An 18264-nucleotide genomic window follows, 5' to 3' on the forward strand; every position below is an offset into this window, starting at 1 on the left:
GCAACTACGCCTTTGGGGCGCCCGGGCATCCGCAAAGTGGGCGGAACGACAACCCTTTGCGACTATATTTTTTCAAGCGCTGCGGCTCCTATCATTGATTTCGCTGTTCGAGCTCGAACGCATGCTTTTTTCGCCGGGCTTCGCCCGTCCGACCTGAGGATGCGTCTTCACCCCGAACAGATCAAGGGCCCCAAGGCCAGATCGTTAGCCAGATCCTGGGGCGGCCCAGATTGCATCCGGAGATTACGCAATGTCTTCACGTCGTCTTTCCGATCTTCGTCTGGCGGATGGGTCCCGCGTGATCAGAACGCCCGGCCAGAACGCGGTGACGCCGTTCTCCGGCGAAAAAGATGTTTCGAATTACAGGTCCAGCATTTCCGGAAGGCGGGTGCTGGTGACAGGGGCCGGCGGCTCGATCGGCTCGGAGCTTGTCGCGCAGATCGCCATGCTCGGTCCCGCCCATCTTGTTCTCGTCGAAGCCTGCGAATATAATCTTTATCAGATCGGGCAGACGATCGAACGGCTCAAGCCCACATTTGGCTGGACCGCCAACATTTGCGACATCCGCGACGAAGACGCCGTGCGCAGCCTGTTCGTGCGGGAGAAGCCCGAGATCGTCTTCCACGCCGCCGCGCTGAAGCACGTGCCGCTGCTGGAAGACCAGAACGTCATCGAGGCGGCGCGCACCAATGTGCTTGGGACCAAGATCGTTCTCGATCTCTGCTGCGCCTTCGGCGCCGATTTCGTCATGATCTCGACCGACAAGGCGGTCAATCCCTCATCCTGCATGGGCCTGACCAAGCGGGTCGCGGAAGTCTATGTCCATGACCGCGCAAAACGCTTCACCGGCATCCGCGCCAGCCTCGTGCGCTTCGGCAATGTGCTCGGCTCGTCGGGTTCCGTGGCGCCCTTGTTCCAGAAGCAGATCGAGGCGGGCGGCCCGGTCACGGTCACCCATCCGAAGATGACCCGCTACCTGATGACCATCGATCAGGCCGTCCGGCTCACGCTGGCGGCGTCAAGTCTGCCGCAGCAGGGCTTTTCGCTCTATGTGCTCGATATGGGACGCCCCGTCCGCATCGTCGACATGGCGATCGAAATGATCAAGCGAGCAGGCCTGCGCCCGTTCCTGGACATCGACATCCAGTTCGTCGGCGTTCGTCCGGGGGAAAAGCTGCACGAGGAATTGAGCTATGGCTGGGAGGAGCTGCTTCCTACGGCGATCAAGGGCGTCCGCTCCGCCAAGCCCCGTTTCGATCCCGAGCCGAAACTACATCTGATCGACACCCTGCTCGCGGCGGCGAACGCGCGGGACGCCAAAAGCGTCAAGCAGGCCCTGGTCGAAATCGTGCCGGAATATGTCGGCGCCAAACGGCGGGTCGAACGGCAAAGGAAGACCAAGATGTGGGCGGCCGCCGAGCAGCCCTTCGCGGTCGCTCCCGCGCCAGCGCAACTCGAGACTCCAGCTGCTACGCTGCCTGAGCCGCCGCTCCGGAAAATCCGCCTCGCTGGCGTCGACCGCCGCTAGAGGAGGCCGTCATGTCCCGGATCACGTCCCGGCCCTCCGTCCGGAACCTCGCGCGCAAGACCTTCATGCGCGCGATCTGCCTGCCCGCCGGCCTCGCCTGCTGCGTTCTCGCAACTGGCCTCGCGCAAGCGGGATCGGGTCCGTCGCCACAATATCGCGTGCACGCCGGCGACGTCATCGAGGTTTCAGTCGCCGGTCTGCCGGAGTTGCGCATGCGCGGCGCCGTCCAGACCGACGGCGCCATCTCGCTGCCGCTGCTCGGCGCGCTCAATGTCGCCGGCATGACTCCGGCGGACATGCGCAAGAACATCCAGCGCGCGCTGGCGCAGAAGATCTATCGCCAGCACGCTCTGGACGGCCGCGAAGTGCTCATCGTCATCCAGGCGGATGAAGTCGGCGCGGCGATCGTGGAATATCGGCCGATCTATGTGAATGGCGATGTGGCCAAGCCCGGAGAACTGACCTACCGTCCGGAAATGACGGCGCGCCAGGCGATCGCGCTCGCGGGCGGCGTCGACATCGCGGCCCTGCGTTCGCAAAATCCCGCCATGGAGGCGGCGGCGGTCAGGGGCGAAGTCGATTCGCTCTCCATCGAACTCGCCAAGGCGGAAGCCCGCCTCGCGCGCGTCTCCGCCGAGCTGGAAGGCAAGGAAGCGCTCGCCGCCCCGAAAATCCAGGGCCCCGCCCTGCCCTTGGCCGAACTCACGCGAATCCGGCAGGGAGAGGACAATATCTTGCAGGCGCGTCTGGCCGATTACCACCGCGAACGCGACTTCCTCCGCAGCTCGATCACCCAGCTCGGCGAACGCACGACGATTCTGGAACGGCAGCAGCGCGAAGAAGAGGAAGGCGCCCGCGCCGACACTGAAGACCTCAGGCGAATGATCGACTTGCTCGCAAAAGGCAATGTCGCTAGCCCCCGCGTCCTGGAAGCGCGTCGGGCGCTGCTGCTATCGCAGACCCGCGCGCTGCAGGTTACTGACGGACTGCTGCTGATCAAGAAACAATCGACCGATCTGGCGCGGCAGCTCCAGCATTTCGAGGACGACCGCAAAACCGAATTGCTGAAGGAGCAGCAGGAGGCCGCCGCCACGGTGAGCATCTTGAAGATCAAGCGGGACGCCGCCCTCGACAAGCTGAACCTGCTGTCGCTCGCGCGCTCGAGGCTCTCGGTGGACGACCCGTCGCAAATTGAAATTCAATTGGTGCGAAGGGAAAACGACGCCTCGACCCGTCTCACTGTGGATGGCGATTATCCGCTGGATCCGGGCGACGTCGTCGAAATCGCGGTCAAGGCGCATTGAAGTTTGAAATACCCGCCGGAAGCAGCCTGAGCCGCTTCCGGGCGGAGGACAGTTCAATGTTCGGCGGCGCTTCCCGCTGAGCTTCTTCTTCCCGGGAGAGAGGCCGGCTGGGCGCCGCCCAATGCTCCAGCCTTGGCGAGATCGGCGCCCTTGATAGCGACGTCGGTTCGATTCCGGGCCTGAAGCTTCCGCATGATGTGCCGCACGTGAACCTTCACCGTGCTCTCGCACATGTTCAGCTCATAGGCGATCACCTTGTTGGGCTTGCCCTGGCGGATCGCTTGTATGACGGCGAGTTCGCGGCTGGTGATGCCGCTGGCCGCGATCGCCTCAGGGGCGGCTGTCGGCGTCTGCCGCGCGGCGAGCAGGCACTGCACCGGAACATAAGTTCCGCCGGCGCCGACAAAGCGCAAGGCTTCGACGAAGATATCGAAACCCGAGCTCATCGAGATATAACCGTTGGCGCCCTGGCTCAGGACAGTCAGCGCCTTGTCGAGATTGTCCGACTCGGCCAGAACCATGCAGCGCAAGGGCGGATCGAGATCAATCAAAGCCGCGAACTCGGAATCGGCCTCTTCGTCGGACATCGAAACGATGGACAGCACCACAACCGTGGAGCGGTCATAGGAATGAGGCTGCGTCAGTTCGGACAGGCTGCCGCAGGAGAAGATATTGCCTTCCCAGTAATCGGCGACGCTGCGATGAAGACAGCTGCGGAAAAAGGCGTTGCGCTCGACGACAATGATCGTGTTCGACGCAGTCGACCGACCCTCGTCGGAATCCGTTTCGCCAATGCCGTCCTTCGCGCTTTCGGCCGGAGGCAATTGATTGTTCCAGCCTTTGCCAGCTGCTCCTTGATTGGTTCTGAACATGCGTCCCTCCCATACGCAATTACTTCCGGGGACAACTTCCCCAATACACGCACTCGATCCGCACTAAACCCTGCGACGGCCAGCGCCCGAGATTTCCGGGCGCATTGGTCCCAACATCGCGCTTCGCGTCGCGACGCCTGTTCAACAACGGGATTTGCAGGCAAGGCAGGCGCGCAATCAAAAATTGCGCGTTCGTCTCGCGTTACACGGCGTCCGGAATTGCGCTACGCTGACGTTCCGAAGGCGTTGAATGCGCCTCCGCGGAGCCCGGCCCGGCCGGCGCATCCACATCAATGTCGGCTTTTCCGTTCCTTCGCTCGCATAAGACGCCGAATTACAGGGATCCGTGCGATTTCACGCGCTCCGGATCATTGTGCCCCCTCACGCACCTGTAGCTGGAACAAACGGTTCGGCTTTTTTGTGAACCATTCCATCCGTTCTTCTTTCCATTATTCGCCAACCTTCGCCTGTGTTAAAAAAAAGACCCTCAATATCGCCAGGTCGCTTTGTTAAGTATGCAAAATTAACGAGTTGTTAATCTATTTTGTAAAGGATGAATGTCAGAAATTCCGGTAGCAACGACCCCATTTGACGCCCCGACCGTATCGGCTCGGACCTCGGCAACGACATCCGGATCAGACATTGACTACTTAAGTGTTACCAACGGCCTGCCATTTCGTCATCGCATCGTCATAATTCGGTAAGGCACATTAGCACGAAAAAAATTTTGTTAAATGCCCTTCTTTTTCGGCGCTTCTGGCTGTTTTTCGCCTTAATTTGAGTCATGGCGGCAATGCGAGTACAACCGATTCGTTGCAACAATTTGAATAAATTACCAATTTCATGCGTGTAGCGTGCGCGTCCGCGATGCAGCGAAACCATTTGGCCAAGCCGACGTAACGGGTGGATACCCAAAAGACGTACCCAAAATTACGTAAGGTAAATCGGTGTCATATAACCATTCCGACTTACTCAAAACGGCGCTTGAGCAGGCGAGCGGCCAAGGCGGAGCTTATTCAAAGACAACCTCAAGCTACGAGCGTTGCTTTTCGCTTCTCAGGTCAACGCGTTAACGAATATTTCCGATGGATCGCACGCTCGACTGGCGTCCGCCGGACCGAATCGCGGCAAAGCTCGCGTCGTGTTCGTTGAACCGCGCGAATCCGTTTCTCGGGCCGCCTGGACAGCCCGCGCCCTATCGCCCGCGCCGCGGCGAGGCCGCTTCATTGCGCCGCAACATATCGCTTGATCGTCACAGCAAAATTCTGTCCCTGGAAGCAAATTTTGAAAAGCTAGCCTGAACTGCAATCCGAAAATAATAAATAGCATCAAAAAGATAAATATGACGGCTACTTAAACTTTGCCGTTAACCATGCTATTGCGACGCACAATTTCAGCTGCCACAAAAATGGCTGTTTATTACACAGGTTGAGGTTAACATTGTCACAATTTGGCCGGAGTTGAGCATGAGTTTCGGTGCGTCGGGGGGCACGTGCGTCAAAAGGCGTACTGATTCGAGGAGCTGAAATGACAATAACTGGTCCCGATACGACTCTGCATTATGCAGCGAACGGAAACTTCGTGAATGGCGTCTATGCGCCTGCCGTCGATGGCTTCAATCTCGCCGATGTCAGTTCCGCCGCTGAGCTCGACGCCCTGCCGGCGGGGGTCAAGGGCCTCGTGTATCTCGGCATGACCGATGGGGTGACGGACGCGTTCAAGGCGGTCGTCGATGCTTGCAAGGGAAATCCCAATCTCTATGGCTTCTATCTCGCCGACGAACCGAATGGCGACCCCACGATAGCCGCCAACCTGAAGGCGGAGTCGGACTACATCCATGCGAATCTGCCCGGCGCGAAGACGTATATGACCGAGCAGAACTTGAGCAGCAATACGAGTCCGACCTTCTATTACACGCCAGCCAATACGGGCATCGATCTTTTTGGACTCGACCCTTATCCGGTGCAGACAAATGTGCCGAACAATCTCGACTATAATATTATTCCGCTGGCGGTCACTGCCGCTGAAAACGCCGGCATTCCTCTCTCCAGCATCGTTCCGGTCTATCAGGCCTTCGGCGGCGGAGGTTATACGACCTATATCCTGCCGACGGCTGACCAGGCGCAGCAAATTCTGGCGACCTGGGCGTCGGTCGTGCCCAATCCGGCTTTCGACTACGCCTATAGCTGGGGCACGCAGCTGAACGATACGGCGCTGAGCAACGATCCGACGCTGGCGGCGGTCTTCGCCGCTCATAACGCCTCATCCAGCGCGACGACGACCACGACCACGACCACGACGCCAAACACCCCGACGACGCCGACCACGCCCGTGGCCGCGCCGACGGTGACGATCACCAGCGTCGGCGCCACCACCACGCAGGCGAGCCAGACCATTACCGGAACGGTCGATCTCGCCGACGCCGGCTCGACGGTCAATGTATTGGACGGGACGACAAAAATCGGCTCCGCCACGGTCGCCGCCGACGGAACCTGGTCGGCGGGCGTCACGCTGGCCAATCTGGGCTCCAATGTGCTGACGGCCACTGACACCAATTCTGGTGGAACGGGCGTGTCCAACGCGGTGACCTTCTCGCTGACGACGCCGGCTCCGGCGCCCGCTCCGACGCCGACGCCAACGCCCTCCTCGGCCACGGCGCCGACGGTCACGATCGCGGATACGTCGCTCGACGTTACTGGGCGCGGCGGCACGGTCGATCTCGGCATCAGCGTCACGGCGCCGGATTCCGCTTCCGACGTCACGGTCACGATCAAGGGGCTTCCGCGCTATGAATCGATCACCGACGGTCTCGGCGATCGATTCCACGGGAGCTCGATCACGCTGACCAAGGCGCAAGTCGACAGCGGACTGACGCTCACGTCTTTTTACCGTGGCACGGGGCATCCCGTCGCGACGCTCAGCATTACGGCGAGCGACACGGTCGGCGGCGTCGCGTCGTCCTCGGCAAGCCAGTCCATCGTTGTGACCGACCCGCCGCCCGCCACTTCCCCGGCGACGACCAACAAGTTGGCGCTGTTGAACCAATATATCGCCAGCGGATTCTCCAGCGATGCGCAGACCGCCGCGATGCATTTTGACGCCGCGGCGCGGTTCGGCGGGAACGAGTCGTTCCTGGCGAGGCCTCAGCACTAAAGTCCCGGTCCTGCTGGATCCCGTGGGCGGCGCCGCCGTCCACGGGATCCAGGGCAATCAGCGTTCCTTGTTTCGCGTCCCCAGCCATCGTTCGGCCCGCTCGGGCCTTAGCGATCCTGACGCCGCGCATCTTCCTTCGGCGAAGGCGCAGTCCGAAACACAAGCAAGAAGATTCGACAACGGATGGATTCACGACAGGATAATGCGCAAGCGCTGGATTCCGGCGCCTTTGCATTGGCGATCTTTCTTCGCCTTCATGGCGTCGCCGCCGCTCGTCCCGATGAAATCAAACGCCAGGCCGGAGACCATCCGCTGGGCGTCAATGACATCCTGAGACATTCCCGCGCCTTCGGCGTCAGGGCGCGCGCGCGCATGATGGACTGGGCGCGGCTGACGCAGGCGCAATTTCCAGCGATCGCGGCCTTGCGCGACGGCGGCTTTCTCGTGCTGGGCAAGATCAGCGACGAGAATGTCGTGGTCGTGCGCCCCGCCGCGGAATCGCCGAAGCCGGAACTCCTGACGCGCGCCCAGTTTGAAGAAGAATGGAGCGGACGCGTCCTGCTGGCCGGCCGGCGCAGCCTCGACTGGAAGCCGATCGCGGACCAATCCGTCGCGGGACTGAAACGCTTCTTCGCCAGTGCGGCCGAACGTCTCGGCGCGGCCGCCGTGAGCCTCGGCAAAGGACCGAAGGTTTCCGAACCGGCGGTCGCCCCAGCCGGCGAGGGTTCGGAAGGGGATTCCGAATCCGGCCTCGGCGCGCTGGTGCTCCTGCTTGGATGTCACGGCATTGGCGCCGATCCCGCGCAAATCAAGCACCGGCTTGGCGTCGCGCGGGTTGGCGTCGTCGAAATGTTGCGCTGCGCCAAGGACCTCGGCCTGAAGGCCAGCGCGCGCGCGACCAATTGGGATCGCCTGGCGCGGACGCCGCTGCCCGGCATCGCCGTGTTGAAAGACGGCGGTTTCCTGATTATCGGCAAGGTCGGCGACGACAAGGCGCTGGTGCAATATCCCGCCTCTCCGCGCCCCGAAACGCTTTCGCGCGAAGAATTCGAGGCGATCTGGGACGGCCGCCTCGTGCTGATGGCCCGCCGGTCGCCGCTCGCCGAACTCAACCGGCGCTTCGACATCACCTGGTTCCTCGGCGCGGTTCACAAATATCGCCGCCTGCTCGGCGAAGTCCTGATCGCTTCCTTCTTTCTCCAGCTGTTCGCTCTGGTTTCGCCGCTGTTCTTCCAGGTCGTGATCGACAAGGTGCTGGCGCATCGCAGCATGAGCACGCTGGACGTGCTAATCGCCGGCCTCGTCGCCGTGACCCTCGCCGAGGGCGTTTTGGGCGCCTTGCGAACCTATCTGTTCACGCATACGACCAATCGCATCGACGTCGAACTCGGCGCGCGGCTGTTCAAACATCTGCTGGCCCTGCCGATCGCCTATTTCCAGGCGCGGCGCGTCGGCGATTCCCTGGCCCGGGTGCGCGAGCTCGAAAACATCCGCCAATTCCTGACCAGCTCGGCCCTGACTTTGGTGGTCGACCTCGTCTTCACCTTCGCCTTCCTTGCGGTGATGTTCTATTATTCGCCGGTCCTGAGCTGGCTCGTGCTGGCGTCCTTCCCGCTCTATATCGGCCTTTCGGCCGGCGTTGCGCCCTTGTTCCGCCGCCGCCTCGACGAGAAGTTCAAGCGCGGCGCCGAGAACAACGCCTTTCTGGTCGAATGCGTCTCGGGCGTCGAAACCCTGAAGGCGATGGCGGTCGAGCCGCAGATGCAGCGCCGCTGGGAAGAGCAGCTTGCGGGCTATGTCGCCTCGAGCTTCCGCGTGCTCAACCTGAACAACAACGCCAGCCAGGCGGTGCAGACGATCAACAAGCTGGTGACGGCGGCGACGCTCTATTTCGGCGCCAAGCTGGTGATCGGCGGCGATCTGAGCGTCGGCGAACTGGTCGCCTTCAACATGCTGGCCGGCCGCGTCAGCGCGCCCGTGCTGCGACTCGCGCAAATGTGGCAGGAATTCCATCAGGCCCGTCTCTCGGTCGACCGTATGGGCGATATTCTCAACTCCGTGCCTGAACCGAGCTTCAGCCCCGGGCGCGTCGCGTTGCCGACGATCCGGGGCGAGGTCACCTTCGAACATGTCAGCTTCCGTTATCGGGTCGATGGCGCGACGACGCTGGACGACGTGAATTTTTCGGTCAGGCCCGGCGAAGTGATTGGCATTGTCGGCTCCTCGGGATCGGGCAAGAGCACCCTGGCCAAGCTGGTCCAGCGCCTTTACGTTCCCGAAAAGGGCCGCGTGCTGGTGGACGGCGTCGATCTCGCCATGGTCGACATCGCCTGGCTGCGGCGCCAGATCGGCGTCGTCCTGCAGGACAGCACTTTGTTCAACTGCTCGATCCGCGACAATATCGCTTTGGCCGATCCGGCCATGCCGATGGAGAAGGTCATCGCCGCCGCCAGTTTCGCCGGCGCGCATGATTTCATCCTCGAACTGCCCGACGGCTATGACACGATCGTCGGCGAGCGCGGCGGGACCCTCTCCGGCGGCCAGCGGCAGCGCGTGGCCATCGCGCGCGCCCTCGTCACCGACCCGCGCATCCTGATCTTCGACGAAGCGACCAGCGCGCTGGATTATGAAAGCGAACGCGCCATTCAACAGAACATGAAACGCATCGCCGCGGGCCGGACCGTGTTCGTCATCGCGCATCGGCTCTCGACCGTGCGCCAAGCCGACCGCATCCTGACCATCGAGCATGGGCGCATTGTCGAGGATGGCACCCATGATCAGCTGATCCGCCAGAACGGCCGCTATTCCAAGCTCCACCAGATGCAGGGAGGAGCCTGATGACTTCGACCAATCTGAAGGTCGTCCCCTTCCCCCGGAAGGCGCCGACGCGCAGCGCGCATGAGATCGCCTTCCTGCCGGCGGCGCTCGAAATCACGGAAACGCCGCCCTCTCCGATCGGCCGCGCGATCGGCGCGACCATTGTCGGGATTTTCTGCTTTGCTCTGGGCTGGGCGTCGCTCGGCCATGTCGACATCATCGCCAGCGCGAGCGGCAAGATCGTGCCGAGCGGGCGGACCAAACTGGTCCAGCCGTTCGAGACCGGCGTCGTCAGCGCGATTCACGTCCGCGACGGCCAGAAAGTCAAGGCCGGGGAAGTCCTGATCGAACTCGATCCGACCATGAATGGCGCCGAGCACGAACGTATCAAGGGCGATCTGATCGCCGCCGAACTCGAAGTCGCGCGGCTGCGGGCGGCGCTCGCCTGGAAGACCGGCTCCGTCGCCGATCCGCTCGACGGCTTTCATCCGCCGCAAGGCGCGAGCGCGGAGCAAATCGAGACGCAGCGGCAATATCTGATCAGCGAAACCTCGGAGCAAAACGCCAAGCTCGCCGAAATCGACCGGCAGCAGGCGCAGAGGGAGGCCGAGCGCGCCACCGTCGCCGCCGGAATCGCCAAGCTGGAGGGCACGGTCCCCGTGCTGCAGGAGCGCGTCGACGTGCGCAAGGGCCTGTTCGACAAGGCGCTGGGCAGCAAGCTGGTCTATCTGACGGAATATCAGGATCTCGTCGGCATGAAACTCGACATCGGCGTCCAGCAGAGTCGACTGCGTGAATCCGAGGCGGCCATCGCCTCGCTGCGCGAGGCCCGGCAGCGCACGGAAGCCGAATATCGCCGCACGATCTACACCGACCTCACCAAGGCGGAGATGCGCGCCGCCGGAGTGGCGCAGGACGCCGTCAAGGCGGAGCAGAGGACGAAGCTGCAGCGCCTGACCGCGCCAGTCGATGGCGTGGTGCAGCAACTCGCCATTCATACGGTCGGCGGGGTGGTGACGCCCGCCCAGCCGCTCGCCGTTATCGTTCCGGAAGACAGCGCGCTCGAAATCGAAGCCATGCTGCCCAATCAGGACGTCGGCTTCGTGCATCCGGGCCAGGAAGCGGGCATCAAGGTCGACACCTTCAACTTCACCCGCTACGGCCTCATTCGCGGCAAGGTGCTGAGCGTGTCGCAGGACGCCGTGGCGCAGGCCGCGCCGCAGGGCAAGTCCGGCGAGGCGGCCGAAGGCGCGCCGAGCAACGCCAGCGAGCGCAAGGCCCAGGCGCTCGAATATGTCGCCCGCGTCTCGCTCGACAAGACGCAGATGAACATCGACGACGAGGCGGTCAAGCTCAGCCCCGGCATGGCGGTGACCGTCGAAATCAAGACCGGCTCGCGGCGCATCATCAGCTATCTGCTGTCGCCGCTGGAAAAGCACCATCAGGAATCCCTGCGCGAGCGGTAAGCTGGCGCAGCTGGCTGGTCCGGGGCATAATGGTCCCGGCCCGCCTATGGCGGCCGGGCCAGAATTTCGGGCGCCTCGATGTCTCACGCGTTGCAGAAACGGCAAGCGGCGGAAGGCGATGGCCTCCGCCGCTTCGTCGAGCGGCACGGCCGCCTCTTCGTCCTGACCGGAGCCGGGTGCAGCACCGGCTCGGGCATTCCCGATTATCGCGATTCCGACGGCGCCTGGAAGCGTAAGCAGCCCGTGACCTTTCAGGCCTTCATGGGCTCGGAGCTGACGCGGCGGCGCTATTGGGCGCGCAGCCTGCTCGGCTGGCGGCGCTTCCGGCGCGCCGCGCCAAACGATGCGCATCGGGCGCTGGCCCGGCTTGAATGGATGGGCAAAAGCGCCCTGCTCGTGACCCAGAATGTCGACCGCCTGCATCAGGCCGCCGGCAGCCGCAACGTGATCGATCTCCACGGGCGGCTCGACCAAATCCGCTGCATGTCCTGCGAGCGGCGAACCCCGCGCGAGGATTTGCAGCATGCGCTCGAAAGCCTGAATCCGGACTGGGCCGCGCTCGAAGCCGCCGACGCGCCCGACGGCGATTCCGAGCTCGACGGCGTCGATTTCTCGTCCTTTTCCATCCCCTGCTGCGCGGCTTGCGGCGGCGTGCTCAAGCCGGACGTCGTGTTCTTCGGCGAGAACGTCCCGCGCGACCGGGTCGAGACGGCGGTTCAGGAGCTGGAGCAGGCCGACGCCATGCTGGTCGTCGGCACCTCGCTGATGGTCTATTCCGGCTTCCGTTTCGCGGAAACAGCAGCCCGCCAGGGCAAGCCGACCGCTGCGATCGTGCTCGGCCGGACCCGCGCCGACCATTTGCTCGCCCTGAAAGTGGAGCAATCCTGCGAAGCCGCGCTGGCTTTTTTATTGTGACTTCCGCCCCGCCAGCCCCTCAGCGCGGCGACGAGGCCGCGTCGACCAGATGCAGGATGGAGCGGTAGCGCCGTCCGGAATGGGCGGCGAGGCCGATCTCGCAGGTCCGGCTGGAGGAATAGCCCTCGCGGCAGTCGTCCGGCAGGCTTTCGTTCAGGTGGCGCAGGGCGTGGTCGTTCAGCTCCGGCTGCGAAAAGCCCTTGTCTCCGGCGAAGCCGCAGCAGGTCACGCCGGGCGGCGCGATCACCTTGTCCGCGCAGGCGCTGGCGACGTCGATCAGGGCCGAAGCCAGCCCCGCCTTGCGCAGCGAGCAGGTGACATGGACGGCGATGGTTTCCGGCAGCGGCTTCAGCGCAAGTTTCGGCGCGATCTCGTCGCGCAGGAACTGGACGAGATCGACCGGGCGGAAGCGCGGCCCGGCGAAGGCCTGCATCCGCGTCGCGCAGGGCGAGGTGTCGAACACCAGCGGAATGGCCGCGCCTTCGGAGGACAGGCTGTTCGCCAGCTCTTCCGCCTTGGCCTTGGCGATGTCGGGAAAGCCCTTGGAGGCAAAGGGCTGGCCGCAGCACAGCTCATCGAGGCCGTCGGGCAACACGAGACGATAGCCCGCACGGGCGAAGACCTGCGCCGCAACCTGCTGCAATGGCGGGCTGTCGTCGCCCGGCGCTGGCCCCATCGCGCGGCTGGCGCAGGACGGGAAGAACAGCACCGGCGCCAAGCCCGCAGTGTCAGGAGCGGGCGCCGAACCCGGCCATTCGGCGCGAGGCATGGCGGGCGACAGGCGGGGCAGGCCCAAGGCGCGATGCGCGGCGGCGGAAGCCTTCTGCACGGCTGCGCCGCCCAGAACGCGCGTGGCCAAATCCCCGGCGGCGAGACCGGCGCGGGTGGCCTTGAGCGTCAGGGCGAAATGCCCGGCGAGCGCGCCCGCGACGGAATGGGCCACGCCGCCGCGCCGTCCGGCGCGCAAGGTGCGGATAAAAGTGCCGGTGTCGATCTCCAGCGGGCAGACCGTCGAGCACAGGGAACAGCCGGCGCAGGTGGCGTCGCCGGCATAATCATAGGCCTTCTGCATCTCGGCCAGCTGCGGCGCATCGGGATCGTCGCAGCGCAGGCGGCGCATCTCGCGCGCGGCTGTGATGCGCTGGCGCGGCGACAAGGTCAGCCCTTTCGACGGGCATTGCGGCTCGCAGAAGCCGCATTCGATGCAGGAATCGACCAGCGGCGAGGTCGCCGGCATGGGTTTCAGATTCTTCAGGTGAATTTTGGAATCATCATTGAGCAGCACGCCCGGATTGAGCAGGTTTTCCGGGTCGAGCAGCGCCTTGATGCGCCGCATCGCCGCCGTCGCCACCGCGCCCCATTCGCGCTCGACGAAGGGCGCCATGTTGCGCCCCGTGCCGTGCTCCGCTTTGAGCGAGCCGTCATATTTGCCGACGACAAGCTCCGCCACCGCCTCCATGAAGGCCGCGTAGCGCGCGATTTCGGTTTCGGATTCGAAGCCCTGCGCGAAGACGAAATGCAGATTGCCCTCCAGCGCATGGCCAAAAATGATCGCCTCGCGATAGCCATGGGCGTGGAGCAGCGCCTGCAAGTCGGCGGTGGCGTCGGCCAGCCGCGCCACCGGAAAAGCGACATCCTCAATGATCACCGTGGTCCCCGGCGGCCTCTTGCCGCCGACTGCCGGGAAAGTCCCCTTGCGGATATCCCAGAGACGGCCGGATTCGACCGGATCGGACGTGAAATTCACGCCATTGAGCGTGGTCGACAGGTCGATGGTCGCGGCAATCGTCGCCAGCTGAGCACGCAAGGTGTCGGCGTCGGCGGCGCGCGACTCGATCAGCAGGGCCGCCGCCTGCGGCCCGAGCGAATCGACGTCGACCGGCATGCCTTTCTTGTGCTTTACGCTTTCGAGCGAGGCGCGGTCGAGCAGCTCCACCGCCTCGACCGGCGCGCTTTTCAGCGCGCTCACGGCGCGGCAGGCCGAGGCGAGATCGGCGAAGACCACCAGCGCGGAGGCCTTGTCCTTGTATTCCGGCACGGTGCGGTAATCTACCCGCGACAGGAAGCCAAGCGTGCCTTCCGAGCCGATCATCAGATGGGCGAGAATGTCGATCGGATCGTCGAAATCAACCAGCGCGTTGATGGCGTAGCCGGTCGTGTTCTTGAGCCGGAATTTTTCTTTTATCCGCGCGGCCGTCACGTCGTCGGCCTTTACCTCGGCGGACAATGCGGCGAGGCCTTCGAGCAGACCGGCGTGCGACCTGCGGAAGGCCGCGACGCTGACGGGATCGCCGGTGTCCAGCGCAACGCCGTCGGCGAGCACGAGCCTCAGACCCGCGAGCGTGTGATAGGAATTCTGCCCGACGCCGCAGCACATCCCGGAGGAATTATTGGCCGCGATGCCGCCGATCTTGGCGGTGGCGATGGAGGCGGGATCCGGACCGATCTTGCGGCCAAGCGGCGCAAGGCGGCGGTTGGCCTCGCCGCCAACCAGCGATGGGCCGAGCCGCGCCACTTGCGTGGCCGCATCATAAGCGAAAGTGGCGAAGCCCTCGCCGAGCACGGCGAGGACGGAGTCCGTCACCGCCTGGCCGGAGAGCGAGGTGCCGGCGGCGCGGAACGTGACCGGCGCCTTGAGCCTGCGGCAGGTCGCCAGAATGGCGAGAATATCCGCCTCTTCTTCCGCGACCACCACGACTTGCGGCGTCAGGCGATAGAAACTGGCGTCCGTTCCGTAGGCGAGGCGGCGCAGCGGATCGGCGAACACGCGATCCCGAGGCAGGATTTTTTCAAATTCCAGCGCAAGACCGCCGACCGAGGATTGATGCAGCACCAGGCGTCTCCAGGGATCACGAGAACCAGACTAAACGTGACGGACAGGCGCCGGATTCGACCCGGCGCCTGCTTTGCTCAGGGATTGGCGACGACCGGAATAATCCAGGGGAACACGAATTGCTGTAAGGCGACCAGCACGGCGAGCGCGACCGTCAGGATAATGCTGTGCGGGAAGGTTCGCGCGAAGACCTCGCCCTCCTTGTTCTTGAGGTTGGTGACAGAGACTCCGGTCGCGATATTTTGCGGCGAGACCATCTTGCCCATCACGCCGCCCGACGAATTGGTCGCCGCGAACAGAATCGGGTTCAGGTCGAGCTGACGGGCGGCCACCACCTGCAGATTTCCGAACAAGGCGTTGCCCGATGTGTCGCTGCCCGAGAGCATCACCGCGATCCAGCCCAGGAAAGGCGACAGGAAGACGAACAACAGGCCGGTCGAAGCCACCGCGTGGCCGAGCGTATAGGCCATGCCGGAATAGTTCATAAGATAGGCGAGACCGACGATCAGCATGACGGTGAGGACGGCGATCCGGATCTGGCGGACGGTATTCCCGATGCAGCCGACGAAATCGCGCGCCGAAATGCCCACCGCGAAAGCCGTGATCAGGGTAGCGACAAGGATCGCCGTGCCGCTGCCGAGCGGCTGGAAGGCCCAGATCGCGGCATAGGGCTTGTTGTTGTAAAGCGTGATGGAAATGGCGTTGTGCAGGCCCGGCCATTGCACCTTGGATTGGGCGATCGACGCCCAGCCGAAATGGGTCCAGGCGATGACCACCCCGGAAACGATCAGCCAGGGCAGCCAGCCCTGCCAGGGCGCCACATCCGACTTGCTCTCTTCGGCGAGGGCGGTCGCCGAAACCGCGAATTCCGGATCCGGCGCCGGACGCCAGACTTGCAGGAAGCCGATGGTGCCGATCAGCGAGCCGAGCGAGGCGAGCACGTCGGTGAGCGCGTAGTCGAGGAAGTTGGAAGCGAAAAATTGCGAGAACGCGAAGCTTCCGCCCGAGACGAGCAGAACCGGCCAGAGCGCCCGCACCGAACGCCAGCCGCCATAAACGAACATGACATAGAACGGCAGCAAGAGAGCCAGGAACGGCAATTGCCGCCCGATCATCGCGCCAAGAGCCGGCGCCGGCAGGCCCGTCACCGCGCCGAGCACCGTCACCGGCACGCCGAGCGCGCCGAAAGCCACCGGGGCGGTGTTGAAGATCAGGACGAACACCAGGGCTTCGATCGGCGGAAAGCCGCAGAGAATGAGCAGCGAGGAGGTGATCGCGACCGGCGTGCCGAAGCCCGAGACGCCTTCAAGCAGCGCGCCGAAACAGAAGCCGATGACCACCAGAATGATGCGACGGTCATTGGGCAGATGTTCGATGACCCAGGCGCGGAAGGCGTCGAAACGTCCGGACTTGACCGCTACGTTATAAAGGAGCAGCGCGTTGACCACGATCCACATGACCGGCCAGAGCGCGAAGACCGCGCCGTTGAAGACCGAATTCAGCGCCAGATTGACCGGCATTTTCCAGCCCAATATCGCGACAGCGAGACCGACGGCGAGGCCGGCAAGGGAAGCCTGCCACGCGGGGCGGCGCAATACGCCGAGCAGGACGAGGACCGTCACCACCGGCAAAATTGCCGCAATGAAGGACAGGCCGAGACTGTCGCCGATCGGCGTCAAAAGCTGTGCGAACATGTTTCCTCCCCAGAGCCTATGCCCGAGCGCGCGACGGAGACCGTTATGGTCTTGCTGCCTTATCGCCATCGCTATCTGGTCATAAAACTTTACCAAAAATTATTACTGGAATTTTTTTCAGCCATCAAGAGGGCGTGGACAAATTAATTCCAGATGCTAGTCTGGCGGTGCAGTGCAGGAACCAAAAAATGGAACCCGTCCGTAATCCGAAGCTCGCAGACTCCATCGCCGAACATCTTGAACAATTGATTCTGGAAGGCGCCTTGCGGCCTGGCGAGAGGCTCGCCTCCGAGCGGGAAATGGCAGAGAAATTCGAAATTTCGCGCCCCTGCCTGCGCGAGGCGCTGGAAATCCTGCAATCGCGCGGCCTGATCGAAACGACGAAATCCGGCACCCATGTCGCGCGGTTCATGGCGCCGCTCACCGAGCCGCTCGCCGCCTTGCTGCAATCGAGCGAGCAGGCGTTGATCGATTATCTGGAATATCGGAACTTGATCGAGGGCGAGGCCGCGCGGCTCGCCGCCTTGCGCGCGACTGAATTCGAGATCGAGGCGATCCAGAAATGCATGAATCGGATGAGGGCGGCGCATGAGATCGACGACCCGACCGCCGAGGCGGAAGCGGACGCCGATCTGCACATGCTGATCTACGAGGCCTCACATAATATTGTGCTGCTGCACATCATGCGGGCCTTTTCCGACATGCTTCGGCGGGGCGTCTTCTACAACCGCCACCATCTCTATTCCCATCAGGGCTTCCGCGATCAATTGCTGACGCAGCACCTGGCCATTGGCGAGGCGATCGTGGCCCGCGAGCCGGATCGCGCGGCGGAAGCCGCAACGCGCCACATGCGCGCCACGGCGGAGAATCTCAAGCAGATGCGCGAGGAAGACGTTCGCGTCGCGCGGGTCTTGCGCCGCATGGGCCGCGGCGAATTGCTCGCGCGCCGCGGCAGTTGAGTTTCGCTGCGGCGCGGCTGCAACAATTGCGAGAAATCAGGCGGCGAACTGCGCAATTTCCGAGCGGGCCGCCTCGATCGCCCTGGCGCGCTGCTCCCCGCCGAGCGCCACGCCTTCGGCGCGGATGAAGCTGACGTCGGTAATGCCGAAAAAGCCGAACACGCCGCGCAGGTAATTCTCCTGATGGTCCAGGAATTCAATCTGCGTTCCCGGCCCATAGAAGCCGCCGCGCGAGGAGGCGACGATCACCTTCTTGCCGCCGGCGAGGCCGACCGGGCCGTTTTCCGTATAGCGGAAGGTCTTGCCCGCGACGGCGAGGCGGTCGATCCAGGCCTTGAGTTGGCTCGGCACAGAGAAATTATACATCGGCGCGCCGACGACGACGATGTCGGCGGCGAGGAATTCCTCAAGCGCGGACTGTCCGGCGGCGAGGTCCTGCGCAAGCGCCGGCGATTCCGGGGCGGCGCCCTGGAAGGCGGCGAGATGCGCGCCGGACAGGTGGCCGACCGGAGTGACAGCCAGGTCGCGATAGGTCACCGACAGCCCCGGATGGCGGCGCTGCTCTTCGGCGACGATTGCCGCGGACAGCTCGCGGCTGACCGAACCGGCGCCGAGAATGCTGGAATCCACATGCAGGAGTTTCTTGACGGGGTGAGTCATGGCGGGCGTCCTTTTGCTGCGATTTGCTCATCGAGTTCGAGCCTGCGGGGCCTGACGCCCGCC

12 protein-coding genes are annotated in these 18264 nt (G+C 63.6%); 8 read left to right on the plus strand and 4 right to left on the minus strand.

Going from position 1 to position 18264, the window contains the following annotated elements; all coding sequences use genetic code 11:
* Positions 1–250: 250 nt before the first annotated feature.
* The gene (locus tag QM467_RS06810; protein WP_283365553.1) at positions 251–1528 is read left to right on the plus strand and encodes a polysaccharide biosynthesis protein; all 1278 of its coding nucleotides are present in this window, start codon (positions 251–253) and stop codon (positions 1526–1528) included.
* An 11-nt stretch (positions 1529–1539) separates the two neighbouring features.
* The gene (locus tag QM467_RS06815) at positions 1540–2832 is read left to right on the plus strand and encodes a polysaccharide biosynthesis/export family protein (protein WP_283365554.1); all 1293 of its coding nucleotides are present in this window, start codon (positions 1540–1542) and stop codon (positions 2830–2832) included.
* A gap of 53 nt (positions 2833–2885) precedes the next feature.
* Here the strand turns inward: QM467_RS06815 and QM467_RS06820 are convergent, their stop codons facing one another.
* Entirely contained in the window at positions 2886–3704 is an 819-nt protein-coding gene (locus tag QM467_RS06820; protein ID WP_283365555.1) for a LuxR C-terminal-related transcriptional regulator, read from the minus strand.
* Positions 3705–4789: 1085 nt separating this feature from the next.
* Between QM467_RS06820 and QM467_RS06825 the strand changes: the two genes are divergently transcribed.
* From QM467_RS06825 to QM467_RS06845, 5 genes are all read left to right on the plus strand, one after another.
* Positions 4790–5005 (plus strand): hypothetical protein, encoded by a 216-nt coding sequence (locus tag QM467_RS06825; protein ID WP_283365556.1) that lies wholly within the window; start codon positions 4790–4792, stop codon positions 5003–5005.
* A 226-nt stretch (positions 5006–5231) separates the two neighbouring features.
* Positions 5232–6857: a hypothetical protein gene (locus QM467_RS06830; protein WP_283365557.1), complete on the plus strand. Its 1626-nt coding sequence runs from the start codon at positions 5232–5234 to the stop codon at positions 6855–6857.
* 183 nt (positions 6858–7040) lie between these two features.
* Positions 7041–9695 carry a type I secretion system permease/ATPase gene (locus QM467_RS06835; RefSeq protein WP_283365558.1) on the plus strand — a complete coding sequence of 885 codons (2655 nt, stop codon included), beginning with the start codon at positions 7041–7043 and terminating at the stop codon, positions 9693–9695.
* Positions 9695–11140, plus strand: coding sequence for an HlyD family type I secretion periplasmic adaptor subunit (locus QM467_RS06840; protein WP_283365559.1), 1446 nt, complete (start codon positions 9695–9697; stop codon positions 11138–11140). Before QM467_RS06835 ends, QM467_RS06840 begins: the two co-directional genes overlap by 1 nt.
* A 78-nt stretch (positions 11141–11218) precedes the next feature.
* A complete protein-coding gene (locus tag QM467_RS06845; RefSeq protein ID WP_283365560.1) occupies positions 11219–12055 on the plus strand; it encodes an NAD-dependent protein deacetylase in 837 nt (278 codons plus the stop codon).
* Positions 12056–12074: 19 nt separating this feature from the next.
* On the opposite strand, the gene QM467_RS06850 is transcribed toward QM467_RS06845, so the two are convergent.
* Complete coding sequence (locus QM467_RS06850) at positions 12075–14888, minus strand: FAD-binding and (Fe-S)-binding domain-containing protein (protein ID WP_283365561.1); 2814 nt, start codon at positions 14886–14888, stop codon at positions 12075–12077.
* Positions 14889–14965: 77 nt separating this feature from the next.
* Entirely contained in the window at positions 14966–16582 is a 1617-nt protein-coding gene (locus tag QM467_RS06855) for an L-lactate permease (RefSeq protein WP_283365562.1), read from the minus strand.
* A gap of 188 nt (positions 16583–16770) precedes the next feature.
* Between QM467_RS06855 and QM467_RS06860 the strand changes: the two genes are divergently transcribed.
* On the plus strand, positions 16771–17541 hold the full coding sequence (locus QM467_RS06860; protein WP_283365563.1) for a FadR/GntR family transcriptional regulator: 771 nt from the start codon (positions 16771–16773) through the stop codon (positions 17539–17541).
* 36 nt (positions 17542–17577) lie between these two features.
* Here QM467_RS06860 and QM467_RS06865 read toward each other — a convergent pair whose 3' ends face one another.
* The gene (locus QM467_RS06865; RefSeq protein WP_283365564.1) at positions 17578–18201 is read right to left on the minus strand and encodes an FMN-dependent NADH-azoreductase; all 624 of its coding nucleotides are present in this window, start codon (positions 18199–18201) and stop codon (positions 17578–17580) included.
* Between the last annotated feature and the right edge of the window lie 63 nt (positions 18202–18264).

This window comes from Rhodoblastus sp. 17X3 (assembly GCF_030056575.1).
In the GTDB taxonomy this organism is placed as follows: Bacteria; Pseudomonadota; Alphaproteobacteria; order Rhizobiales; family Beijerinckiaceae; genus Rhodoblastus.

Coding starts and splice junctions, on each gene's coding strand:
- QM467_RS06810 (WP_283365553.1), top strand. CDS start 251: ATGTCTTCACGTCGTCTTTCCGATCTTCGTCTGGCGGATGGGTCCCGC.
- QM467_RS06815 (WP_283365554.1), top strand. CDS start 1,540: ATGTCCCGGATCACGTCCCGGCCCTCCGTCCGGAACCTCGCGCGCAAG.
- QM467_RS06820 (WP_283365555.1), bottom strand. CDS start 3,704: ATGTTCAGAACCAATCAAGGAGCAGCTGGCAAAGGCTGGAACAATCAA.
- QM467_RS06825 (WP_283365556.1), top strand. CDS start 4,790: ATGGATCGCACGCTCGACTGGCGTCCGCCGGACCGAATCGCGGCAAAG.
- QM467_RS06830 (WP_283365557.1), top strand. CDS start 5,232: ATGACAATAACTGGTCCCGATACGACTCTGCATTATGCAGCGAACGGA.
- QM467_RS06835 (WP_283365558.1), top strand. CDS start 7,041: ATGGATTCACGACAGGATAATGCGCAAGCGCTGGATTCCGGCGCCTTT.
- QM467_RS06840 (WP_283365559.1), top strand. CDS start 9,695: ATGACTTCGACCAATCTGAAGGTCGTCCCCTTCCCCCGGAAGGCGCCG.
- QM467_RS06845 (WP_283365560.1), top strand. CDS start 11,219: ATGTCTCACGCGTTGCAGAAACGGCAAGCGGCGGAAGGCGATGGCCTC.
- QM467_RS06855 (WP_283365562.1), bottom strand. CDS start 16,582: ATGTTCGCACAGCTTTTGACGCCGATCGGCGACAGTCTCGGCCTGTCC.
- QM467_RS06860 (WP_283365563.1), top strand. CDS start 16,771: ATGGAACCCGTCCGTAATCCGAAGCTCGCAGACTCCATCGCCGAACAT.
- QM467_RS06865 (WP_283365564.1), bottom strand. CDS start 18,201: ATGACTCACCCCGTCAAGAAACTCCTGCATGTGGATTCCAGCATTCTC.